Annotated in this window: 24 protein-coding genes; 18 read left to right on the top strand and 6 right to left on the bottom strand. The window is 33.8% G+C overall.

From position 1 onward, the window contains the following. Window positions 1-47: 47 nt before the first annotated feature. Window positions 48-1070: a radical SAM protein gene (locus tag ACMCNP_RS01400; protein ID WP_419312800.1), complete on the bottom strand. Its 1023-nt coding sequence runs from the start codon at window positions 1068-1070 to the stop codon at window positions 48-50. A 258-nt stretch (window positions 1071-1328) separates the two neighbouring features. On the opposite strand from ACMCNP_RS01400, the gene ACMCNP_RS01395 reads away from it, so the two are divergent. Further along, complete coding sequence (locus tag ACMCNP_RS01395) at window positions 1329-1892, top strand: OmpA family protein (RefSeq protein ID WP_419312796.1); 564 nt, start codon at window positions 1329-1331, stop codon at window positions 1890-1892. A gap of 68 nt (window positions 1893-1960) precedes the next feature. Here the strand turns inward: ACMCNP_RS01395 and ACMCNP_RS01390 are convergent, their stop codons facing one another. Both ACMCNP_RS01390 and ACMCNP_RS01385 read right to left on the bottom strand, forming a co-directional pair. Further along, on the bottom strand, window positions 1961-2800 hold the full coding sequence (locus ACMCNP_RS01390; RefSeq protein ID WP_419312794.1) for a methyltransferase domain-containing protein: 840 nt from the start codon (window positions 2798-2800) through the stop codon (window positions 1961-1963). Continuing rightward, a complete protein-coding gene (locus tag ACMCNP_RS01385; RefSeq protein ID WP_419312791.1) occupies window positions 2784-4013 on the bottom strand; it encodes an aminotransferase class I/II-fold pyridoxal phosphate-dependent enzyme in 1230 nt (409 codons plus the stop codon). Before ACMCNP_RS01385 ends, ACMCNP_RS01390 begins: the two co-directional genes overlap by 17 nt. A gap of 93 nt (window positions 4014-4106) precedes the next feature. Here ACMCNP_RS01385 and ACMCNP_RS01380 point away from each other — a divergent pair, with 93 nt between their 5' ends. Beyond that, on the top strand, window positions 4107-4868 hold the full coding sequence (locus ACMCNP_RS01380; protein WP_419312788.1) for a type 1 glutamine amidotransferase: 762 nt from the start codon (window positions 4107-4109) through the stop codon (window positions 4866-4868). On the opposite strand, the gene queF is transcribed toward ACMCNP_RS01380, so the two are convergent. Beyond that, entirely contained in the window at window positions 4863-5285 is a 423-nt protein-coding gene (gene queF / locus ACMCNP_RS01375; RefSeq protein ID WP_419312786.1) for a preQ(1) synthase, read from the bottom strand. The two genes, ACMCNP_RS01380 and queF, sit on opposite strands and share 6 nt — an antisense overlap. Window positions 5286-5394: 109 nt before the next feature. On the opposite strand from queF, the gene murI reads away from it, so the two are divergent. The 12 genes from murI (at window position 5395) to ACMCNP_RS01315 (ending at window position 19342) form a co-directional block, all read left to right on the top strand. Beyond that, window positions 5395-6261 (top strand): glutamate racemase, encoded by an 867-nt coding sequence (gene murI / locus ACMCNP_RS01370; protein ID WP_419312783.1) that lies wholly within the window; start codon window positions 5395-5397, stop codon window positions 6259-6261. Then, window positions 6261-8705, top strand: a complete 2445-nt coding sequence (locus tag ACMCNP_RS01365; protein ID WP_419312780.1) for a homocysteine S-methyltransferase family protein — start codon at window positions 6261-6263, stop codon at window positions 8703-8705. Before murI ends, ACMCNP_RS01365 begins: the two co-directional genes overlap by 1 nt. Before the next feature lie 198 nt (window positions 8706-8903). Next, window positions 8904-10361, top strand: coding sequence for a MurT ligase domain-containing protein (locus ACMCNP_RS01360; protein ID WP_419312777.1), 1458 nt, complete (start codon window positions 8904-8906; stop codon window positions 10359-10361). Between the two features lie 83 nt (window positions 10362-10444). Beyond that, a complete protein-coding gene (locus tag ACMCNP_RS01355) occupies window positions 10445-10813 on the top strand; it encodes an EamA family transporter (protein ID WP_419312774.1) in 369 nt (122 codons plus the stop codon). Window positions 10814-10828: 15 nt separating this feature from the next. Next, complete coding sequence (recO, locus tag ACMCNP_RS01350; protein WP_419312771.1) at window positions 10829-11644, top strand: DNA repair protein RecO; 816 nt, start codon at window positions 10829-10831, stop codon at window positions 11642-11644. 23 nt (window positions 11645-11667) lie between these two features. Beyond that, window positions 11668-13107 carry an L-seryl-tRNA(Sec) selenium transferase gene (gene selA / locus ACMCNP_RS01345; protein ID WP_419312769.1) on the top strand — a complete coding sequence of 480 codons (1440 nt, stop codon included), beginning with the start codon at window positions 11668-11670 and terminating at the stop codon, window positions 13105-13107. Window positions 13108-13204: 97 nt separating this feature from the next. Beyond that, a complete protein-coding gene (locus tag ACMCNP_RS01340; RefSeq protein WP_419312767.1) occupies window positions 13205-13801 on the top strand; it encodes an HNH endonuclease in 597 nt (198 codons plus the stop codon). Between the two features lie 58 nt (window positions 13802-13859). After that, the gene (locus ACMCNP_RS01335; RefSeq protein ID WP_419312764.1) at window positions 13860-14639 is read left to right on the top strand and encodes an MlaE family ABC transporter permease; all 780 of its coding nucleotides are present in this window, start codon (window positions 13860-13862) and stop codon (window positions 14637-14639) included. A 15-nt stretch (window positions 14640-14654) separates the two neighbouring features. Then, entirely contained in the window at window positions 14655-15398 is a 744-nt protein-coding gene (locus tag ACMCNP_RS01330; protein ID WP_419312761.1) for an ABC transporter ATP-binding protein, read from the top strand. Beyond that, window positions 15395-16972 (top strand): MlaD family protein, encoded by a 1578-nt coding sequence (locus ACMCNP_RS01325; protein WP_419312758.1) that lies wholly within the window; start codon window positions 15395-15397, stop codon window positions 16970-16972. Before ACMCNP_RS01330 ends, ACMCNP_RS01325 begins: the two co-directional genes overlap by 4 nt. A gap of 93 nt (window positions 16973-17065) precedes the next feature. Next, window positions 17066-18061 carry a selenide, water dikinase SelD gene (gene selD / locus ACMCNP_RS01320; RefSeq protein ID WP_419314336.1) on the top strand — a complete coding sequence of 332 codons (996 nt, stop codon included), beginning with the start codon at window positions 17066-17068 and terminating at the stop codon, window positions 18059-18061. 30 nt (window positions 18062-18091) lie between these two features. Then, entirely contained in the window at window positions 18092-19342 is a 1251-nt protein-coding gene (locus ACMCNP_RS01315) for an ASKHA domain-containing protein (RefSeq protein ID WP_419312755.1), read from the top strand. On the opposite strand, the gene rlmN is transcribed toward ACMCNP_RS01315, so the two are convergent. Beyond that, a complete protein-coding gene (gene rlmN, locus ACMCNP_RS01310) occupies window positions 19314-20372 on the bottom strand; it encodes a dual-specificity RNA methyltransferase RlmN (protein ID WP_419312751.1) in 1059 nt (352 codons plus the stop codon). The genes ACMCNP_RS01315 and rlmN overlap by 29 nt on opposite strands. Window positions 20373-20505: 133 nt before the next feature. Here rlmN and ACMCNP_RS01305 point away from each other — a divergent pair, with 133 nt between their 5' ends. From ACMCNP_RS01305 to pgsA, 3 genes are read left to right on the top strand one after another with little or no spacing between them, the layout of a single operon-like run. Then, a complete protein-coding gene (locus ACMCNP_RS01305; protein ID WP_419312749.1) occupies window positions 20506-21186 on the top strand; it encodes a precorrin-8X methylmutase in 681 nt (226 codons plus the stop codon). After that, the gene (locus ACMCNP_RS01300) at window positions 21183-21785 is read left to right on the top strand and encodes a lytic transglycosylase domain-containing protein (RefSeq protein ID WP_419312746.1); all 603 of its coding nucleotides are present in this window, start codon (window positions 21183-21185) and stop codon (window positions 21783-21785) included. Before ACMCNP_RS01305 ends, ACMCNP_RS01300 begins: the two co-directional genes overlap by 4 nt. Further along, window positions 21775-22332 carry a CDP-diacylglycerol--glycerol-3-phosphate 3-phosphatidyltransferase gene (pgsA, locus tag ACMCNP_RS01295; RefSeq protein WP_419312743.1) on the top strand — a complete coding sequence of 186 codons (558 nt, stop codon included), beginning with the start codon at window positions 21775-21777 and terminating at the stop codon, window positions 22330-22332. Before ACMCNP_RS01300 ends, pgsA begins: the two co-directional genes overlap by 11 nt. On the opposite strand, the gene ACMCNP_RS01290 is transcribed toward pgsA, so the two are convergent. Beyond that, window positions 22333-23205: a diguanylate cyclase domain-containing protein gene (locus ACMCNP_RS01290; RefSeq protein WP_419312740.1), complete on the bottom strand. Its 873-nt coding sequence runs from the start codon at window positions 23203-23205 to the stop codon at window positions 22333-22335. It abuts the gene before it with no gap. Window positions 23206-23312: 107 nt separating this feature from the next. On the opposite strand from ACMCNP_RS01290, the gene ACMCNP_RS01285 reads away from it, so the two are divergent. Continuing rightward, on the top strand, window positions 23313-24638 hold the full coding sequence (locus ACMCNP_RS01285; RefSeq protein WP_419312737.1) for a heterodisulfide reductase-related iron-sulfur binding cluster: 1326 nt from the start codon (window positions 23313-23315) through the stop codon (window positions 24636-24638). The last annotated feature ends 131 nt before the right edge of the window (window positions 24639-24769 follow it).

Here is a 24769-nt window from a genome sequence, read left to right as displayed (position 1 = left end):
TGTTTACGATTTCGGTTACGGCTTACGTATCAAACAGTTGCGTAATATTATATCCAGCATTGCGGATCTTTAGAACTTAAATCTTGATTATTGTGATAATAGCTTATAGCTTTACATCCGCCGCATCTTTCACTGTGAGAACAAGCGAAGCATTCATTTTTATCGTTTTTCTTTCTCATTTGCCATAAAATATCGGAATTATACCAAACTTTAAAGAGACCGTCAGTCAGAATGTTGCCGATTGGCAAGTAGAGTCTGCGGCAGGGAAGTAAGGTTCCGTCGTGTAATATACATATTGAAGAGAGCCCAACAGGACAATAACCGCCTAAGTTTTCGTCTATTAAATTCCATAAGGGTCTTGAAGTAGAAAGTTTAGTGTCTTTATCGGAAAACTCTTTCTTTGCTTCATTATATACATTTGAATAAATTGCTTTTAATTCCGATGCCTCAATAAAAAAATCTTGCTCTTCAGTTTTTGTCATGGTTGTCATTCGTTCTACCGTCAGCATATCTATATTTAATGAAGCGGCAAGTTTCGGCATATTTGCGGCAGAATCTTTATTTTTATCATGTAGCGTAAACATAATTGATGTTTTTATCCCTGCATTTTTTAGCCTTTTGATAGATTTAATCGCTTTCAAAAATGTTCCGGCACCCCTTATTTTATCATGTGTTTCTTCATTGTGACCGTCTAATGACACCTGGATCTCAGATATCTTTTTGTGTTTTTTTAGTTTAATAATCGTATCGTCATCGATTAATGTGCCGTTCGTAAGTATAGCGATGTTTTTAAAATTATCTGATTGTTCTATCATGTCTATGAGATAAAAAAGACCCTCCGGTTTCAAAAATGGTTCTCCGCCTGAAAGCGAAATAAAACATTTCATTTTCCATTTAGACATAGCGGCATCTAATTTGAAAAATATAGAGTTAAGGATGTTAAAATCTATATTTTTATAGGCATAGTCATCCTGATAGCAGTGGATGCATCGCAGGTTGCAAGAATCTATAAAATGCCATTGTGCGTAAAAATAGTTATTTATGTGTTTTTTATTATTATAGGAATCCATATTGTATAAACCCATAATCTTGATCGGGTCTATTCTATCTTTATGTGTTTTTATAGGTCAAAATCTTATTTGCATAAAACTATCCTTTTTTAAACTATATCATATGATTATCTAATTTTCAAATTTGACTGACCTCATGAAAAAATATATTGATTTTTTTTTTAATAATGATATATATATTAACTAACAATGAAGTAGACCTTATGATACTATTTTAAAAGTTTAATTAAATTAATTTAATTAAGGAGAGAGTTTACGATGAACAAAAAAGCGAAGATCGGGCTGTCTATTCTCGGTGTGGTTTTTGGCATTTCTGCAGTTCTTTCCGGTTGTGCCCCCACTATTGTCAAAAAAACTTCGAGTGCCTTGCCGCCCGTAAAAAAACCGGTAGTAGTCATGAAGCAAGCCGTGAAACCCATGCCTAAGGTTTCAAAGCAGGTACCTTCCTATGTAAAGGAATATCCGTGGCTTGCGAATTATGACATCCAGGATAACCTTAACAATATCCATTTTGCTTTCAACAAGTCTATTCTTACGCCGTTAGATAAGATTGTTCTTAAAAAAGATGCAGTTTATCTTCGGTATAACCCCAATGTAATTATTCAGATTCAAGGAAATTGCGACAGAAGGGGTTCTGAGGCTTACAATCTTGCGCTCGGGTGGAGAAGAGCGAATGCAGCAAAGGCATATCTTGAGGATTTAGGCGTTGCGAATGTCAGACTCAAAACAATTAGCTACGGAAAAGAAAAACCATTATGCGGAACGCATGGCAGGGTGTGTTATGCAAGAAACAGAAGAGATCATTTTGTTTTGGTTAAATAAATAGAAGAGACAAGATGTAGTGTAGTCAAATTGAAATTTACGGTTTTAAATTTAACCCTGGATAGTGGTTAGTCTTGTTCTTTATTCAGGGTTTTCGTATTTTTTTTAAGTACTATGTATGCAATTTTATATGTACAGTATGCCTTCCCGTTATTATAACGATAATGCTTATCGTAATGTAGAAGCATCCGTCTTAATGATCGCGTGTCGGGTGTTTTTTTATTAACAGTGTTTTTTGCGCCGAGCATGCTCATTCTTTTTAATAGTCGTATCGGGGATTCTGCAGTTTCGACATATTCGAATGTTTTAGAATATTCTATTTTTAATTCCGTCCCATTAATTTTTTCGTTAATAAATTTCAATTCCGGAAACACATGAAGTTTTATGGAATTGTTTGCCGTATTTTTAAGGCATTCTGCTAATTCTCTCAATGTTCCAGATATTAAAAAAGATAAAATAATAATGCCGTCGTCTCTTAGGGATGCCTTGCATTGATTTAAGAAGTCTTCTATATTGTGCTGGTTCAGCCAGTGCAACGCCATATTGGAAAATATTACATCGAACTTTTTGCATTTTAAAGGCAAAGACTCTGCATCGCCGCAGATCAAGTATGCGTTGTTTGTATCATTCTTACTATTAAACTTTCTTTTTGCCTCATTCAATAACCCCGTAGCGAAATCCAGCCCAAAATAATTAAAACAGTCGTTCGACATGACACGTTCAAGAGCGAAATATCCCTGTGCCGTTCCGCAGCCTATATCCAATATGTTCTTCATATATTTTTGGGTATCAAAAAAACTTCTTATCGTTTGAGATATCATTTTAAGAGTAAGATTGTGATACGATGTAAAATTATCATAATCTTTAGCATTAGAAAAATTTGTTTTAACTCTATGTTTGTTTATCATATGTATTTACTAAAATTTTTAAGGCATTTTCAAGATCGGTAATATTTATACTTGTGTTTATTCCAAGCCTCAATCTTGCTTTCTTTTTTGGAACTGCAGGGTATCTTATCGCCTTAAGATATATCCCCGCTTCCAATAGCTCTTTTTCGATTAAGATAGCCTTGTTTTCGTCTCCTATTAGCACAGGTATTATATGAGTCGAAGAATTCAGTATGTTTAATCCGCACTGCCTTAGATAATTACGCGCAAATCTGGAATTATCTTGCAGGGTTTTAATTATTTCTGGATTTTTTTTTATGATATCTATCGCTTCTACACTTGCTGCTGCCGATGTAGGAGGCATGCCGGTAGAGAATATGAACGCCCTGCTAAAATTAATAAGATATTCTATTATTAACCGCTTTGAAAGGACAAAAGCGCCGCTAGAGGCCAACGCCTTGCCAAGTGTACCTATGAGGATGTCGGGTTTTACCGCATGAAAATCGACGCTGCCGCCGCCCTTATTCCCTATAGTTCCGGTTGCATGTGCATCGTCGACTATGCTGACTGCATCATATTCTTCAGCTATATTTAAAATACCTCGTAAATCAGATATATCCCCGTCCATACTGAAAACACCTTCGGTTATTACTATCTTTATCTCATAATCCCTATGCTTGTATAGGATATTTGACAGATAATTTAAATCATTATGTTTAAAGCTCTTAAATTTAGCGCCGGATGTTAAGATTCCATCTATAATAGAGGCATGCGAAAGTTCGTCGAATACTATGAATGTTTTTAAAGGCGATATATCCGACAGTGCCTTTATAACTCCGATATTAGCCTGATAACCGGATGGATATAAAATACAATTTTCATAATTTCCTTTAAATTCGCAAAGTTTTTTTTCAAGTTTCGCGTGTATATCGGAATGTCCATATATTAAAAAAGATGACGATGTTGATGTTCCATAAGTATTAACGGCTTTTTTTATAGCATTTTTTATCCTTTCGTCGGAAGAAAGCCCGAGATAATCGTTTGTTGCAAGATTAATAAATTCGGTGTTATAATTTAAATTATATTTGTAGTGTTTAGATTTAAATATGATATTTTTATTCGAGTGCGGTTTAAAGTCATGCCTCGCAGGGTTTATTTTAGGGATTTCCCTATAAAGACCGATTTTTTTGTTCGCTTCAATCTTATTCGAGATTAAATCAGATATTAAAGACATAGATAAAAATTATGATAACATATTTACGCATTAATGTTAAATGTTGTAAATCGGCTAAAATTATTCAACTTAACGTTATAGTAAGGCAAAATAGTGAAAAAAATCTTTGAATTAATCGCGATAGATTTATATCCGGAAATTATGAATATATACGGAGACAGGGGAAACCCCTTCTATTTCAGATATAGGTGCTCTGTTTATGGGATAAATCTAAGAGTTTTTGATGTTTCTTTTGAAGCGGAAAAAAGAATAGACATGGATATGGCGGATATATTCTTCATAGGCGGAGGGCAGGATGCGGAGCAGGCTTTAATTTATGAAGATTTTATAAAATATAAAAAAAGCGTATTAATGAAAGCCTTGGAAAATGATAAAATAATGCTGGCAATATGCGGCGGTTATCAATTATTGTGTGATTATTATAAATCCTTAGATAATAAAATGATTAAGGGAATTTCGGTATTTAGGGGTTATACTGAATCTAAAACGCTTAGATTAATTGGAAATATTGCCGTTAAAGCGGAGAATACGGTTCTTGTCGGATTCGAAAATCATGGGGGAAGAACTTACCTGGAAAGGGGACAGAAAGCGTTAGGGACGGTGCTCAAGGGGTATGGAAATAACGGAAAGAATAAAACGGAAGGGGCAGTGACAGGCAATTTTTTCGGTACATATATGCATGGAAGTTTTTTGCCGAAGAATTATATCTTTTGCGATTATCTCATTAATATCGCGCTAAAAAAAAAATATAATGTTTCGCTTGACGAAATTATAAGAGCAAATGGAATAGAAATTGATAATGATTTTGAAATGAGAGCAAGAAAAGACATAGCCGATCTAAAAAGATTTTTATAAAATATTTTTAGATTTTCCAACTTCATACTTGGTTTTGACTATAGTATCCAATCCGCCGCGTGATTCAAATCTTGCCTCTATTTCCATAAATTTAGGTTTAAGTATTTTACGTAGGTCTTCAATAATTCTGTTTACGGCATGTTCTTGAAGTATTCCTACGTTTCTGAAGGATAGCAGGTAATATTTTAGAGACTTCATTTCTAATAATTTTTTTGCGGGTAGATACGTGATTAGAAGTTCCGCCATGTCGGGAAGTCCTGTCCACGGGCAAACAGAAGTAAATTCCTTGGTTTTTATCGTTACGAGTGTGCCACTTTCCGGATATTGAAAATCAATAATTTCTAAAGCGTCTATATCTATATTTTTTTCAGATAGAACGTCAAATCTTTTATTAATATATTTATTTTCTGTCGTCATCTCGTTTTTATTTTTATTTTTATGATTTTTACTTTATAATAACCTAATAGATTTAACAAATCTACTGTGATTATTTTATCATAATTATTCAGGTAGTTCTATAAAAATAATGAAATTTAATAATTTCCCTATAGGAATATTCGATTCAGGTCTTGGAGGCTTAACTGTTTTTAAAGAAATAAGGAAAATTTTGCCATATGAAGACTTGATTTATTTCGGTGATACTGCAAGGGTTCCGTATGGAAATAAATCAAAAAATACCATTATGAGGTATTCTAATGAAATTTTTGAATTTTTGATTAACAAGAGAGTCAAGATAGTAATAGTTGCTTGTAATACCTCGTCAAGTTTGGCATTAGACAGTTTACGGGAGAGGGCGATTGTTCCGGTGTTCGGCGTTATAGGGCCGGGAGCCAAGAAAGCCGTTCGGGTATTTTCGGGAAAGAATATCGCTGTAATAGGAACATCGGCTACGATTAAAAGTAAGGCGTATTCAAATGCTATAAATCGAGAAATAGAGCATTTAAACGGAGATAAGGGATATATCAATCATACATTTAAAATTATAGAACAAGCCTGCCCCCTTTTTGTCCCTTTAGTCGAAGAAGATTTTTCCAATGAAGAAATAATAAGAAACATAATAAGCTATTATTTAAATCCGATAGTTAGTAAAAAGCCTTCATGTATAGTTTTGGGCTGCACGCATTATCCTATCCTTAAAAATTTTATATCAGAGGCAATGGGAATGAACGTAGAGATAATTGATTCCGGTATAGAAACTGCAAAGGTAGTTAAATGCTATTTGGGAGAAAATGGGATGTTAAAAGATAGGAAAGAGATGGGAAGCGAATCATTCTTTGTCAGCGATGGGACGAGACGACTTAAGGATCTGGGCGAAAAGTTTTTGGGCATAGATATACGGATAGAGGACATACACGTTGTAGAAGATGTCAGCTTGCAGGAGGTGCAAATATAATGATAAACGATTTTAGAACCGAATTGAAAAATAGACTGATACTTTCCGACGGTGCTATGGGGACGATGCTTCAGCTCAAGAATCTCATTCCTAAAGGTCTGCTTCCGGAAAGTTTTAATATTTCCGAAAAAATAAGATATATAAAGGATATACATAGGGATTATGTTAATGCGGGTAGTGAAATAATAGTCGCTAATACGTTTGGAGCCAATAAAATAAAATTAGCCGAATATGGTCTTGCCGACAAATTATATGAGGTAAATTTTAATGCTGTTAAGTCTGTTAAGGAAATTTCCGGAGGTGCCGTACTTGTTGCTATGTCTATAGGACCTACTGGAAAATTTATTTATCCGGTAGGAGACATGACCTTCAAGGAAAGTATAGAGATATACAAAGAACAAATAAGAGCAGGGATAGACGCCGGTGCCGATATTTTTCAACTCGAGACTATGATAGACTTGCAGGAGATAAGGAGTGCTGTTATTGCGGTTAAAGAATTATGCGATAAGCCGATTATCGCGATGATGACGTTTGATGATACTTTCAGAACTATCCTCGGAACTACGCCGGAAGTTTTTGCTATAACGGCAGATAGCCTCGGGGCGGACGTAATAGGGGCGAACTGTTCCGTAGGTCCTGCAGGAATTTATGAAGTTTTGAAGAAAATGGCTTCGGTGACGGAGGTACCGCTGATTTCTAAGCCGAATGCGGGGATACCGAAATTAGTAGGAGGGAACACCGTCTTTCCCGGAAAGCCGGAAGATTTCGTTTCGTCGGTTTCCGAGCTTGCGTTAATAGGGGTAAGGGTAATTTCCGCATGTTGCGGGAGTGACAAATCTTTCATAAAAGCGCTTAGAAGCGAAATAGATAAGATAAATAAAAACGGTTTGCCGGAGAAGGGCATAAAGAGGGAGAACGGGCTATTTTTAACGTCAAGAACGGATTTCGTGCCATGCGGTTATAATCATCCTCCCGTTATTATAGGCGAAAGAATCAATCCTACTGGCAAAAAAGCATTTATAGAGGAACTTAAGAACGGAAAAACTAATTATATAAGAAAAACTGCATTAAGACAGGTTGAGGCTGGTGCTAACGTATTAGATATAAACGTAGGGGTCCCGGGTACCGATGAAATAAATTCTATGAAAAAGGGAATAGTTGCAATAACAAGCGTTGCTCATATACCCGTTTCTATTGATTCTTCCGATCCATCCGTTCTGGAAGAGGCCCTTATGTTGTATTCAGGCAAGCCGCTCGTAAACTCTATAAGCGGTGAAGAGAAAAAACTTATGAAGGTTATGCCTCTTATTAAAAAATATGGAGCGGGTGTATTAATTTTGGCTTTAGATGACGAAGGTATTCCGGAGACCGCGGAAAAAAGGCTTAAAACAGCTTACAGGGTATATCAAAAGCTTGTGGATTTTGGCGTAAAACCTTATGACATAATGATTGATTTTCTTACGCTACCTATAAGTGCAGGACAGGAAAAATCCTTAATAACCATCGAGGCACTTGCTAAAAATAAAACATCTTTAAATCTTCCAACCGTTTTGGGAGTTAGCAACGTATCATTTGGTCTTCCAAAAAGGTCGTATATTAATTCATCTTTCCTATCTTTGTGTCTGAAAGAGGGGCTAAGCGTATCTATAATAAATCCCGAGGACGATTATTTGATGGCAAATCTTTATGCAATGAGTGCACTTTTGGGGAAGGATTATCTTTGCAAGAATTACATAAACAGATATTCTAATGAAGCCAAGGACTATGCCGAAAATAAAAATAAAGAAAAAGGGCTTGATTCCGCCTCCGATAAATCTGTTGGTGAACTCTTATACGATGCTGTAGTTCACGGTGAAAATGAGTATGTAGAACAATATGCGGAAAAACTTTTAGCAGACGGGGAATTGCCGTTAAATATAGGAAGTAAATATTTAATCCCCGCGTTGGAAGAAGTCGGTAAGCTTTTTGATAAAAATATATATTTTCTTCCACAGGTTATGGAAAGCGCCGAGGCTATGAAAAAGGCATTTAATAGAATTAAACGCGAACTGCCTAAAACCGATGCTCTTGCGGGACCAAAGATACTAATGGCTACGGTAGAAGGAGATGTGCATGATATAGGGAAAAATATAGTGACTATGCTTTTGGAGAATAACGGCTATCAAGTTATAGACCTAGGCAGGAATGTGAAAACCGAAAGAATAATTGATGAGGCCGTAAAAAATAAAGTGGATTTTGTAGGACTTTCAGCTTTAATGACTACCACGGTTATAGAGATGGAACGCGTTATAATTGAATTAAAGAAACATGACCTAAGAGTATTTTCAATGGTCGGCGGAGCTGTTGTAACGGAAGATTATGCGAGATCTATAAATGCCGATATTTATGCCAAAAATGCAATGGAAGCTGTTGAAAAGATAAGACAATTTATTGCCGTTTCATAGAGAAATGTTACAATTGCATTGCGTTTTTGTTACGTTTCTATGACAATTTCACAATCGTTGTGAATTTCTCTTGTAAAAGTCTTGTTAATGTAAAAATTTTTTATAAAAAAATTAGGTAGTTAATCAAAATGATTAATTTTTAATCAATATTAACCTATTGATATTTAAAGGAAAACATCATAACTCATTTAATTTATTATGATTTTAAGATTAAAAATTAAAGCGGAAATTATATTATATTTTTTTTTAAAATACATATTGAACAATGTTTTTAATAGGGAAGGGGATGTTCTGCCCGTTCATATTCTAAAAAAGATAGATAAAGATATCTTTGACAACTTTGCTTCATATATCCATTCTTACGACATTCCCGTTATTTTTGTGACCGGAACCAATGGAAAAACAACCACGGCAAATCTTATTACGGATACCTTAATGGCAGCGGGTAAAAATGTATGCGCCAATTCAAATGGAGCCAACATGTCTAACGGTGTGTTCGGAGCTATTATTGGCTCATACGGATTATCGACGATAAATAGGTTATTAGGATTGGATTTTCAATTTAATGCCGATTTTATCGTTATTGAGGCAGATGAAAAGGTTTTCCCTTATCTATCGTCAAAACTAATACCTAACGTCGTAGTCATTACAAATTTTTATAGAGACCAATTGGATAGATACGGGGAAATCAATACAACGGTTTTTGAGATAAAAAGGGCCATAAAAAACCTATCCGGCAATACGATACTTATTTTACCTTCCTTTGAGCCGCTTGCGATGTCGACCGGTTACGGCATCAATAATCCCAAAATATATTACGGCTTTAAAAGGGAATTTTTTAAAGAGAAACAATGTCCGGAGAGAGCTGTCTCATCGGATGCTTTAACTTGTCCCTATTGTAAAAAGATTCTTTTTAGCGGAAATGATTTTAATCAAAATGTATTTTTACTGAAGTTTAAATGTGAAAACTGCGGTTTTACAAGTATAGAACCGGATATATATATTTCGGGATATAAGGGGGAAAAAATAATAATAAAATCGAATAAAATTGGTGCTGAATATGACAGAAAAACGGATGGGGCACCTGATTCTGATTTTAAACCTACATTGTCCGGCGATTACAACATGGCAAATTATTTGGCTGCTTATTCGGTTTTAAAGAATTATAAAATTAAAAATGATATCATAATACCTTCATTTGAAAATTTTCAGACAAAATTTGGCAGGTCGTTTAAGAAATATATAGGAGATTTAGAGATAAACGTTGACCTCGTTAAAAATCCTACCGGACTAAGCAGGGTTTTGGAGAAAATAACAGACGTGTACAATAAAGATTTGCCTTTTATAGATATTTTATTTGCATTTTCCGATAGGGATGCTGATGGAAGAGATGTTTCATGGATTTGGGATGTAGAGTTTGAAAAATATATCAAAGACATAGGAAAGATTGTTATTACAGGGCTTCGCCCGTTTGATATGGCAATAAGGTTAAAAACGGCAGGCGTAGACAAGAGCCTTATTTCAATAGAGCATAATTTGAAGAAATCATTAAAAAAAATCATTAAAATAGGGAGGTCGCAAGGCTCTTCCAATAAAAAAGTTTTTATTTTATCTACTTATACAGAGCTTTCAAGAATCAAAAAGCACATAATGTAATATAAAAATACGACTACATATTACATATTTAACAGACTGAATATAATTTATTTAGTATTGTCGTATTGCATAGGGATATTATCATGGATATGATTTCTTACGTATTTATGGGTTTAGCCGTCATATTTAACTCGATAGGTCAAATTTTACAAAAAGTTGGTTCCGGCCGAATAAAAAAGGAACATTTAAAAATAGGCGTTAAGTCTATTTTTGTATTTTTTAATCCTTTTATATTTAGTGCACTCGTAATGCTTCTTTTTGCAACCATTTTTTATCTGTTTGCTTTATCTATGCTTCCGCTTTCGATTGCCTATCCGATGTTATCGAGCGGTTACATCATAGTAGTTCTTTTATCTAAAATATTTTTGAACGAGAAGGTAAACTTAAAGAGATGGGTCGGTGTTTTTGTTATAATAATAGGAATCTTTATAATATTTAACTCAGGTAAATAAAGGTTTTATTCTTTTATGAAATTGCTTTCTTCAAATGCGTTTGTCGTATATGCAAAAAAAATAAACGAAGCGGATATGCTTTTAAGTTATATTACCGAGGATTATGGAAAGATCACCTGTTTTGCCAATAATGCGAGAAAGAGCAGAAAAAGGTTTCTTGGTAAGTTAGAACCCGCAATGCTAACCAAGATAAAATTTTATGAAAAGCCGGGAATGACTTTGGATATTTTGTATGAAGTAGACTTAGTGGAAGACTATAAGAATTTGAGAAAAAATATAAATATCTATTTATTTTTAACTAAACTTATTGAAATTCCAAGGATTTTATGTCAGGAAAGAGATGATAATAAAAATATTTTTTATTTGATAAAGAATATTTTTAAGAGCCTTAATAATTTAAATATCGAAGATATAAATAATGAAGGTAAATTTACAGGATATGGGCATATTTCCATAAATGCCATACTAATTAAATACGACATTTTTTTTCTTTCAAACCTGTTGCGATATATGGGCATATTTCCAAATTTTTATAACTGCATTATTTGTTCGGAAAAAAATCTTAGCAATAGTTTCGGTTTTAGTTTAAATAAAGGCGGAGTTGTCTGCAATTCGTGTATTAAAGATAAAAGTAATGAATTTAAATACTTGGAAGTTAAAAAGTTACCGGTTAATTTTGTAAATTTATCGAATTTAATGGCTGAGTCAAACTTATCAATAATAAATAAGTTGGCGGTAAAAGAGGAAATTTTAGTAGAGTGTTCGATATTTTTAAGGGATTTTTTGTCTTTTCATACTGGTAAAAGATTAAGATCTTTTGAGACAATTTGATTAATTAAATAAATAATTTAAAGATGCGAAATAATAAAAATAATATACTCAGGCAGTTTCCAAGTATGCAGACTATACTTAAAAATCCTGAGGTCGTTCGACTTACGGAATCGTTTTCGTATGAGTTTATAAAAGAAAGGTTAGGCGACTTAATTAAACTAAAAAAAAATGAAATTCTTAACACTATCGATTCGAATGATGAATCCGGGATACCGTACGATTATTATATTACCGTCGAATTTTTTACGGCAAAACTTAAAGAAGATCTAAGTGATTTTTCTTTCAGTCTTAAAAGAGTCATTAACGGAACCGGCGTTGTTGTCCATACAAATTTAGGTCGTTCAATACTGTCTAAGGGCGCGGTTGATAACATCAGTAAAATTTCATCGTCGTATTCTAACTTAGAATTTAATTTGGCCGAAGGCGAAAGAGGGAAAAGGTATTCCCATATAGAGTATCTTTTGAAAAAAATCATAAAATGTGAGAAAGCTATAGTCGTAAATAATAATGCGGCTGCCGTATTTATGGCATTATCGTCATTCTGTTCCGGGCGAAAGAAAGAGGTCATAGTTTCAAGAGGAGAACTTGTAGAAATAGGAGGTTCTTTTAGGATACCGGATATAATGAGAGCATCCGGAGCTGTTTTAGTCGAAGTAGGAGCAACTAACAAGACCAGGCCGGAAGATTATGAATCTAATATAAATGAAAATACCGCTTTGTTACTGAAAGTGCATCAAAGCAATTTTAGAATGATCGGTTTTGTACATGAATTATCGAGTAAGGATATTGTTTCTATCGGAAAAAAATATAGGATACCAGTTATGGAGGATCTAGGTTCCGGCAGTTTTATAAATTTAAGTCGCTTTGGTCTTCCTTGCGAACCCACTGCTCAGGAGGTTGTAAACGCAGGAATGGATGTTGTTACTTTTAGCGGAGATAAATTGCTGGGCGGACCCCAAGCCGGAATAATAGCCGGGAAGAAGAAATATATTGACATGCTTGCGACAAACCCTTTAAATAGGGCTTTTAGGATAGATAAGATGACCATAGCTTCATTAGAAGCGACTCTCTTCGAGTATTTAGATATGGAAAATGCGGTCAAAAAGATACCTACGCTTTCCCTTATCGCTCAGTCCGAACAGGATATTAAGAAAAAGGCAAAGAAATTTTTAAATAAACTTAAAAAATTTGAATGGAAAAATAAAAATTTATATAATTTTAAGATATTAGAGGATCTGAGTATTGTAGGCGGAGGTGCTCTACCGGATTACGGGCTTAAGACCTATGCTTTAAGTATCACGCATAAAACGATGAGCGCTGATAATCTTAGCAAAATTTTCCGCGGTTTGAATATTCCGATTATCGGAAAAATAAAAAACGCAGAATTCTTGCTTGACATGAGAACCGTATTAGATATAGATTTTAAAGATATTTTGTATGGATTGTCGATAATTGATATATAGGAACTTTTAGTTTTATATTTTTTCATTTGCTGGTATAATAATATTAATATTTAAATGGATTTAGCTTTATATCATTATTTTATTGTCGTAAATAATTATGATATCTTCAAGTGTTCTTGTTTTAAATAAATCCTTTTTACCTGTACACGTAACCTCCCTGAAAAGAGCATTTATTCTTTTTTATCAGGGTATCGCCAAAGCCGTGGATGAAAATTATAGAACATTTAGTTTTGATTCATGGGCAGGTCTTTCCGTTATTGATGGATGTAATTCAATTGGACTCGTGAATAGGATAATAAGGGTGCCAAGTGTGATAATTCTTACTAATTACGATAAGCTACCGAGAAGATATGTTAAATTTTCAAGAGCCAACATATTTTTAAGAGATAAAAATAAATGCCAATATTGCGGTAAGGAATTTAAAAAAAATGATTTAAATTTAGATCATGTTATTCCGAGGATGCGCGGCGGCGTTTCGTCTTGGGAAAACGTGGTATGCAGTTGTATCCCGTGTAATCGCGATAAGGGTGGCAGAACACCGGAGGCGGCGGGAATGAAGCTTATAAGAAAGCCCAGAAAACCAGGGTGGTCTCCGTATTATCATATATCGCTTACTAATATCATGTATAAAGAGTGGATGCCCTTCTTGAGCATAGTAGATAATGCATACTGGCATGTGGAATTAGATAAGTAGAGAATAATATAAATATTTATTAGATTATAGGCAAATTTACCGGTAGTGATAAATTAAAATGGACGCAATACTTAACCCTTTTGAAAGTATCGGAAAATTTATACTGAAAACAATCAATGGTTTAGGTTCTATTGTGATTTATATGGGGGAATCTCTTCTTTCCATACCTCGATATCGCATAAATTTCAATAACTTAATAGAACAAATGATTTTTATCGGTATGGATTCGTTTTACGTAGTCGGGTTGACGGGTTTTTTTACCGGCATGGTTTTATCGCTTCAGGCGTATTATGCGGCTAAAATTGTAGGTGTTACCTACATGATAGGTCCTACAGTCACATTAGCTATGACGAGGGAGCTTGGTCCCGTTTTAACGGCCCTCATGATTACCGCAAGATGTGGTTCTTCCATGGCTTCTGAGATAGGCACGATGAAAGTTACCGAGCAGATAGATGCCCTTGAAGTTATGGCGGTAGACCCATATTATTATCTTGCTGTTCCGCGTATTCTTGCCGCAATAATAATGCTTCCGATAATGGCTGTTTTATGTTCTTTAATTGGCATAATCGGAGGCTATGTCGTTTATGCTTATTTTCTCGGACTTAATCATGTTACCTATATAGAAAAAATATATCAATATATTAATCTCAGCGATATATACGGCGGTCTTTTGAAATCTGTTTTTTTTGGAGCTATACTTGCTACTATTAGTACGTTTAAAGGGTTCGAGACAACAGGCGGCGCCAAAGGTATCGGTAAATTTACTACTCAGGCTGTAGTGTTGAGTTCTATTTGTATTCTTTTGGCAGATTATTTATTTACTTCTATTCTCTTTTAATTATTATTTTTATCAATGATTACATTGTATCAATTATCAAAATCTTTTAATGGCAAAAAGGTGCTTGATAATCTTAATATGAGATTCAAAGAAAAAAGAATAACCGTCATCATAGGTAGAAGCGGTGGCGGGAAGAGCGTTATGCTTAAGCATATAATAGGTTTAATAAAGCCTGATTCTGGAAGAGTTTTAATAGATGGCATAGATATGAATACTCTAAAAAAAAAGGAACTTAACGAAATAAGAAAAAAGTTCGGAATGGTTTTCCAGGATGGGGCACTTTTTGATTCCCTTAGCGTGTTTGAAAATGTAGCGTTTCCTCTGAGGCAGCACCTTAATCTTTCGGAGGAAGATATACTCCATAAAGTGTATTCTATTCTTAACGATGTGGGTTTAAACGGACATGAGTCGAAAATGCCCTCTGAAATCTCCGGAGGAATGAGGAAGAGAGTGGCCGTTGCAAGGGCACTAATACTTAATCCGGAGATAATGCTTTTTGATGAGCCTACTACCGGGCTTGATCCGATTATGTCTGATGTTATAAATAGTTTAGTTGTATCAATGCATAACAAATTTAAATTTACCGGAATAATAATAAGTCATGATATAAAAGGGGCTTATAAAACCGGCGATGAGATAGCGATGCTTTATAATGGAAAAATTATAGAGGTCGGAACGCCAGAAGAGTTCAAGGATTCAAAGAATCCTATAGTAAGCCAGTTTTTATCCGGTAGCATGAATGGTCCTATTATACTATGAATATCAATAAAGAAACCAAAGTAGGTATTTTCACGGTAGTTGTTTTACTTATACTTGCTTATTTTTCTGTTAAAGTGGGAAAAATTCGTATATTTAAGCCAGAGACGTATACTATTTCAGCTTATTTTAAATCGGCAGATGGAATAGGCAAGGGAACTTCTGTTACTATGGCGGGGATAAAAATCGGAAGTGTTAGAAATATCAAGTTAGAAAACAATTTGGCAAGGGTCTACATGACGATACTTTCTAAATATAAGGTTTATCCCGTATACGTTGCATCTATCAAGTCAATGAATTTACTGGGGGAGAGCTATATTTCTATTTCACCCGCAAGCAGTAAAATAGGGTATCATCCGCAGAAACATTTAGATAGTGAAGTTATTAGAAGCGAAATGACCCCACAGAACATATCTACACTTATAATGAAATTTGCCAAAACGGCAAATAATTTAGAGAAGGTCACTATGTCGCTAAAAAATTCTATAGGAACAAAGGCTGGGGAGAAGAATATAAAAACTATACTTTATAATATCGCTATACTTTCAAGGAATTTGAATAGGCTTGTTTACCTGAATCAGCGAAATGTTAATATTATTATGTCTAATTTTGCTTCTATTTCAAAACATATTAACAGATTAACAATACGGAACAATGCTGCTATAACAAGAACCATACATAATTTTAACTTGATATCTCATAATCTAAAAAAAGAGATTCCGGATATTACTAAGAATATAAAAGGTCTTTCGGAAAATTTGAATTACATAGTAGCTAAAAATAAAAATAATATAAACAGCAGTTTGAATAATATTAATGCCGGTACTAAAAAATTAAGGCTTACCTTAAATCAGTTATACGATATTTCTTCCAAGGTAAATAACGGTCAGGGTACCATAGGGAAACTTATAAATAGAAGCTCTGTGTATGATAACTTAAACGGTTCTTTGAAAGGTATTAATAAATTAATGGGCGGTTATAGCCAATTTCAAATTAAAGTCAATATGGATTCGCGGTATATTATCAAGAGTAAGGAGTCTATCTCTCAGATAAACGTTAAATTGCAGCCGTCTCCGGGACACTATTACGAGTTAGGGGTAGCATCGGTACCGATGGGTTACGGTAACACTTACGGTGAGACTCAAACAACCACACAAATAACCAATAGCCCCCCCTCCGGGCAATTTTATCCATCGAGCGTAACCACTGATACGACACGATATACTTATTCCAGCAACGTTAAATTTAATGCTTTAATAGCTAAAAACTTTTATAATTTTACTTTTCTTGCCGGTTTATTATATTCTACCGGTGGGGCAGGAATAGATTACTATGTTCCGGATATGAGAAAGGACCTCAAGCTTTATGTGAGAGCATTTGGATTAAATGCGGACAATAACGGTATTAACGAGTATGTTAATGCGGGTATATCTTATTCATTTTATCGACATTTATTTTTAGATGCTGGATACGATGATATTTTTAATAATAGCGACAGGTCTCTTTATATCGGCGGGGGCATTAAATTTACCGATAAGGATCTTAAATATCTTATTGTCGGCAGTAAGATTCCTTAATCTAAAAATACAAGTCCAAAATAGAATAGTTATATGACGTCTAAAAAATATAAGCTTACCAGTTTAACAAGTGCGCATGGCTGAGGATGCAAAATAGGTCCGGAGGACCTTTCAAAGATTATAGGTAAATTACCAGTCCCGAAATGTGATAATGTTATAGTCGGATTCGGATATAAGGATGATGCCGGCGTTTATAAAATCAGTGATGATACTTGTCTTATTCAAACCGTTGATTTTTTTACTCCGGTAGTAGATGATCCTTATGTTTTTGGACAAATTGCCGCGGCGAATGCCCTTTCTGATGTCTATGCGATGGGAGGAAAACCTATAACGGCATTGAATATTGCTTGTTTCCCTATAAATGTTATAGAAAAAGAAGTTTTTAGCAAGATACTTCTCGGTGGATTGCATAAAATGACGGAAGCGGGCGTTGCACTCTTGGGCGGGCATTCGATAGATGATAAAGAAATAAAATATGGATTAAGCGTTACTGGTATTTGTGATATAAATAAAATTTATTCTAATCAGGGTGCGAAGCCGGGGGATATTTTATACTTAACCAAAAAATTAGGGACGGGATTTGTCGTAAGTGCCATATGTAAGGATTTTCTTAAACAAGATACTCTGAATGAGGCTGAACTTTCTATGTCTAAACTTAATAAGTATGCTTCAGAATTGGCCGTTTCTTCAAAATTTCCAAATGCTATGACCGATATTACGGGATTTGGGCTTGCGGGTCATTTAAGCGAAATGATGATTGCAAGTGACACATGTTGTGAAATAAACTTGCCGTCCCTTCCGGTTATAAGCGGAACGATGGAACTAATAAATAAAGGCATTAACCCCGCTGGAACTAAACGTAATAGAGAATATTTTAGCAAATATGTGTCAGTTACGGGCGAATTTGATAAAATATTATTACAGCTCGCTTTTGGGGCAGAAACATCCGGCGGATTAATATTTGCTGTACCGGAGGTCAAGATGAATGATTTGAAAAACTTATTTAGCGATGAAAATGAGCCGCTTTACGAAATAGGAAGAATTTTAGATAAAAATACGGATAATAGTATTTATATAAATTTTTTATGATAAACTGTAAATCATACAAGCTATAACTTTATGAATTATTCGATAGGGGTTGATCTCGGCACGACAACTGTGGCAGCGTTTATAATTGATGAAAGAGGTCACTCTTATCCTATCAAAACCGTCCTTAATTTTCAATATCCCGAATTTGGATTAGATTCGATAAAACGAATCCAGAATGGTTTAGATGAAAATTCCGTTAGAAAACTGCAGCAAAAAGCCATATCAACGATAAACGCCTTGATAGATGAAAATAAAAATGAGATAGGATTTGATTACGACGATATAAAGGAGATAATCATAGCAGGCAATACTGTTATGGAGATGGCGTTATGCGGTTATCCACTACTTTCTCTATCAAAGCCTCCATATAGATCGCAGTCTGATGTTTCTTTTTATAATAATACTAATTATTTTAAAGATTTTTATCTGAAAAATAGGAAATTATTTATCTTTCCAGTTTTAGATGGCTTTGTTGGAGGGGATACCGTTGCATCAATCTATTATTTGGATATGTTAAAAAGAGATAAACCGGTTTTTTTTGCAGACTTCGGGACCAACGTAGAAATAGTTATAGGTTATAAAAATAGAATATATACTACCTCGGCTCCTGCAGGACCGACTTTCGAGGGTGGGAATATAAAGTTTGGAGTTACAGCAAAGAGCGGTGCAATCTCGGAAGTCACGCTTAAAGGCAGTATTTTTAAAGTTAAAACTATAGAAGATTCTATTCCTATCGGAATCTGCGGAAGCGGAATAATGAGTCTAATATATGAACTTTTAAAAGGAGGCATTATAGATAAAAACGGTAGAATTTTGCCGCCAGAGCTAATAGATTCGGAAAGTTTTTCCGTTGTGGAAAGAGGGCACAATGAAAACGAGGTTGTTTTATATTTTGACGGTAAAAACAATATAAGGTTTTTTCAGGAAGACATAAGACAGTTTCAGTTTGCAAAGTCGGCTATCAAATCTGCATCGGAAATACTTATGAAAAAATTTAAGATTTCAAACAATGACGATTTTGACGTATACATTTCCGGAACGTTTGGTAGTCATATCAAGCCTGATATTATAGACTTGATCGATATCTTTCCTTTTAACGGAAAAAAAATAAATTTTATTAACGACTCAGTCATTCTCGGTTGCCAAAAATATATAGTATCGGAATCACTTGAAAGGGATAATGAGTTAAGAAATATAATTGATATTTCAAAAAATTTTCCTCTCTCAGGGAGCAAACTTTTTGAGAGCCGTTTTATTGAGAATATATCTTTTCAGCTTTAAGCTGTCCGCATCCTCCGTTCACAGATTGAGCCTTGGAGAATCTTATAGTTACTGTAAATCCGGCTTTAAATAATTTAGATTTAAAATCTGTTATAGTGTCACTGTCGGATGTTTCGAGGTCTTTTAAATAAATAGATTTTTTTTCTTTATTTAACGGTATTAAATTAAATTTAACTTTTGAAGGAGAAAACATTTTAATTAATTTCTTCGTATTTTCTATGTGGTCGTTTATATCCTTTATTAGTACATATTCTATCGTTATTTTATTATGTATAGACGGTTTCCTGTTATTTATCAGTCTGACTATATTTTCAATTGGAAATTTTTTATTTATAGGCATAATTTTACTTCTTGTAATATTATCCGCTGCATTTAAAGATATAGCAATTTTATATTTATGATTTTCTATATTCGGCAATGTACTCAGTATACCGCAGGTAGAAATCGTTATCTTTCTCGGCGCCACGGCAATAAAATTAGCGTCAGATATAATATCAAGCGATTTTTCTACTTCGACTATGTTATCTAACGGTTCGCCCATACCCATAAAAACAATATTTGTAATTTTATTTTCTATATCATTTTCAATAACCAAAATTTGTGATATTATTTCTCCTGAGGTTAAATTCCTGATAAATCCTAATCCTGAAGTTTCGCAGTAGACACATCCCATTCTGCATCCTATTTGAGATGAGACACACAGAGTTTTTCTATTTCTGTAATTTATCAATACGGATTCGATAGTTTCGCCATCTAAAAGTTTTATTAAATATTTTTTAGAATATCCATCAGAATCCTCTTCGTATTTAGTATCTACTATTTTAGGGGTTTCGGCGCAAAAATTATTAGCTAATTTTTTTCGTAAAGATTTGGAAAGATCGGTCATTTCGGCAAAATCGAATATTTTGCGGCGATAGATCCATTTCATGACTTGAGTAGCCCCGTATTTTTTAAATCCGCTTATGATGCAGTATTTTTCCAGTTCTTTTTGGGATTTGTCGAATATCCAATATTTTCTTTTATTTTCCATTGTTATCGATTACAAACTTGTTTTAATCAGTAAAATATGATAAATTTTATCGTATATGTGTTTTTCTATGATAATTATAACACTTGCATGTATTTAATGGAATTATACAAAATTTATCGGATATAATAAAATAATGAATTTTAACGATTCAACAAGCAATAATATAGGTAAGGGCGAAGAAATTTATAAAAAGAGTATTGCAATAATAGATTCTCTTCTAAAAGATAATCGTTATTTTAGCAAGACTTATTCTAAAGCCGAGAAATCTGTTGTAAAAAGGGTCATCCATGCCACAAGTGATATGCGTTATGCAGAAACTATTTTCTTCACCAACGATTCGGCTGAAAAAGGGATTGAACTCATTAGGGAAAAGGCTTTCAGGAAAGAACCTTTAAAAATAGTATGCGATTCGGAAATGACAAAAGCCGGTATTAGCAAGAATGTTAATAAAAATATACTATTAGACTTAAACTGTTATATTGGCGCAAATTATAAAACAGACGATAGCGATGCGACAAAGTCGGCTCTTTCTATAAGAGCAGCTATTTCGCAAATATTACCGAATGTAATCGTGATAGGCAATGCACCTACTGCCCTGATAGAAACGATGGATCTATGCAAGCGTCTTTATAAGACTGTAAACTATAAGCCTTCCTTGATCATAGCCATGCCGGTTGGTCTTGTAGGTGCGGCAGAATCAAAAATAATATTACATGAGGATAGTTTTTATAGCTCTATAGGTAATTTTGGAAATATCGGCGGAAGTTCCTCTGCTGCGTCGGCAATTAATGCTTTGTTGCGTGAAGGACTATGAGATTAAATTTATTTATTTTTTTATTAGCGGTTTTTATTAGTGGTTTTACGATAAACCTAAGCGACATAAAGACTGTCTCCGCCGATATTTATATGCGCGTGGGCGAAAACGGAACTATTTATTTTTCGAATATTCCGGTCTCAAGTGGATACAAGCTTTATATGCGGACTAGACGCAAGAAAAATAATATTAAAAATTATAGTAGTGTTGCGTATGATAAAATAATACTTAAGGCTTCAAAAAAATATAAAGTAAGTCAAAATTTGATAGAGGCGGTTATTAAGGCAGAATCTGGGTTTAATATTCATGCAGTTTCGGATAAAGGCGCAGAAGGTCTTATGCAACTTATGCCTAAAACACAAAAGTTATTTAATGTATTAAAACCGTTTAATCCATATCAAAACATTTACGGAGGTACGGAATATTTAAAAAGTCTTATTGTAAAGTATGGAGGAAATATACCGTTAGCTCTTGCCGCTTATAATGCCGGCAGTAAAGCTGTAACTAAATACAATGGAATACCTCCGTATAATGAGACTCATAATTATATTGACGAAGTAATGCATTATTATAAGAGATATAGCAAAAGTGCAAAATAAAAAACAAATATACAATACCCCTAACATCTTAACTATTTCAAGAATTTTAATCATACCAGTAATATTTTTTTTACTTTTTTTTAAAGAAGAATTTTATGGCATATATGCTTCTATTTTTTTTGTAATTGCGGTTTTAACAGATTTTATAGACGGTTATATAGCGAGAAAAAAGAATATAGTGACTAATTTTGGTATTTTTTTGGATCCTCTAGCCGATAAACTTCTTGTTATAACCATTCTTATAATGCTTATACCATTAAAAAGAATTCCTGCATGGATAGTAGTCATAATTGTATTCAGGGAGGTATTTATCATGGGTTTAAGGGCCATTGCAAGCGAAGAAGGAGTTGTTCTTTCGGCGGGAAGAGAAGGTAAATGGAAAACTGCGTTTCAAATGTTCGGGATATTTTTCCTTCTTGTTTACTATGATAATTTTTACCTTAATTTTGAAGATATAGGGCTTGTTCTTATTTTTATCAGCATAATATTTTCTATAATTTCTTTATATAAATATTTGAAAAGTGTGTCCGGTATATTTATTGGATAGTTAGTTTTTCCTGCTTTTTAGGTCTATTTTTGCTTCCTCTATTAACAAATCATAGTTTTTATAATGTTTTTTTAAATTTAACTCCGAAATGCCGTATTTTAAAACCGGTTTTATGCTGTCTTGGAATCTCAATAGTTCTGCAAAGTCGCTTTTCATTTTCTTAAATTTATTATAGGCATTCTCATAATATGTATGAGGAAAAATACTCATAAAATTATTAAAATCCATTCTAAAAAAAATATCGGTTTTTCTAAACTTTTGCTTAAAATAAATACCTATAAATTTAAGCACCTGATTTAATTTTTCATCCCCAAACGTTTGTCCGAAAAAAAGTAGATTTTCAAAGTAAAATACAGAGACGGTCAGCGTAGAACCGTACCTCGTAGCCCTCTCGGTCTCTCTTGAAAATATGTCCGTAAACTGGTTTTTTAAAAACATCCCCGTTATTTCATCGTAAACCCTATTGTTTGAATTGAATTTGTTGTTTATGATAAAATTAACCAAGGAAGTCAAATCTTGAAAGATGAATAAGGTTCCGTAGAAAAGTCCGAATTTATTTAAAAGGGTTATGCTTTCTATATGAAAAAATCTTTCTTCTATAGTGCCGTTTTCTGTTCTTAATTCTATTTTTTTATCTACGGATATAAATCCAAGTTCGTTTATTTTGATTACATCATCGGATGATTCTTCATTATATGAAACAAATATCGAATTATTAGAATTTTTAGAAAGTATTTTTGCATATTCGTTCATATAAATTACTTCGCCTCTCACCCCTTTTATTGCAACCGGTATATGAGAAGAAGAGAACGATTTATCATAATCTAAATCTATTAATGAATCTATCGGCGGAATTTGTTTTGAAATATTCATGATGTAAAATAAAGCACACTTTAAAATTGAATTTTTTTTAAATATATTTTATACTATGAAGGATAGTTTTCTGTTATATATATAATATACAATAAAAAAATATAAATATGAATAAACAATATGCTTTTTTTTGGGGTTGCACTATACAAGCCAAGTTTCCTTTTATGGAAAAAGCAACGAGATTGGTGCTTGACAAATTAAAGGTAAAATATAGGGATATCGATTCATTCACTTGCTGTCCTGAAAAATCGTTGGTGAAGAATATAGACGAAACACTTTTCTATTTAACCGGAATCAGAAATATTGCGCTTGCTGAAAATGAAAATACCGATATAATGTCGGTATGTACAGGTTGCTATTCTAATCTGAAACAAATAAAGGCAAAGGTTATTTCCAATCCTGTGTATCAAAAAAGGCTGAATCAAACTTTAGAGAGGGTTGGTCTAAATTTTTCCGGCAAATCTTCAATATATCATTTTATAGAATTTCTTCATGATGATATCGGACTCGACAAAATCAAGGCAAACGTTAAATATCCCCTTAAGAATTTAAATATCGCAATACACTACGGATGTCATTTAGTTAGACCTTCTCATGCAATAAATTTTGATTCTCCTTTTGAGCCGCGCAAATATGACAATGTTTTAAAAGCACTCGGTGCCACCGTAGTAAATTATAAAGATAAAATGATGTGTTGCGGGCAGGCATTGGATAGAGTTGACGAACATGATAAGGCATTGGTCATGACCGAGATAAAGTTGAATTCTATTAAAGAGAGTGATGCTGATGCAATATCTACGGTTTGCCCTTCATGTTTTACGCAGTTCGATACAAATCAATTTATGCTCTTAAAAAAAAGGCTTGATCGTCAAATCCCGGTTATTACGCTGGAAGAGCTCATGTGTTTGGCTTTCGGCATAGACGGTGCGGAAGAACTCATATCTCAGCATAAAATAAAAGCAGGGAAGTTTATAAAGAAGTTTAAAGGTATTAAGGCTATAGCTGATTATTCTGTTGTTTTGGATAGAGATTCTTTAGTCAGATGTTATAATTGTTGCGCATGCAAGAATGATTGTCCGATGAGTTTATCCTTTGAATCCTACAATCCTCCTTTGGTCATAAAAATGGTTTTAGATAATGACGTCGAAAGGGCGATGTCTTCAAAGATTGTGTGGGAATGCTTGGAATGCCATACATGCTCTGAGTTATGTCCTCAAAGTTATAGCTGGGAGACCGTCCTTACGACACTTAAAAATCTTGCAATAAAAAATGATGTTGGTCCGCCTACGGTTAAGAAGGCAGAAGAACTTTTCTTTAAAACTTTAAAATTCGGTGCCCCTCAGGAGAGGATGCGTAAAAAATTAGGTCTTCCACCTATAAAAAAAGGTGTTGATACTGAATTTAAAAGAATAATAGATGAAAATATTCTATAAATTCATAATTTGTTGATAGAAACTTAACCAAAACGGCAAAATCTTTTTAGTTACATATTTTTCAGTGATATAATTATCGCTAATTATATTCATCTATCAGGTGAGTAATAAATAAAAAAAGGGATAAAATA

Origin of the sequence: Candidatus Acidulodesulfobacterium sp. H_13 (assembly GCF_048541835.1) — a bacterium.
In the GTDB taxonomy this organism is placed as follows: Bacteria; SZUA-79; SZUA-79; order Acidulodesulfobacterales; family Acidulodesulfobacteraceae; genus QIJE01.
Note: the sequence above shows the minus strand (reverse complement) of the source record. Positions and strands in the feature narration are given on the sequence as shown.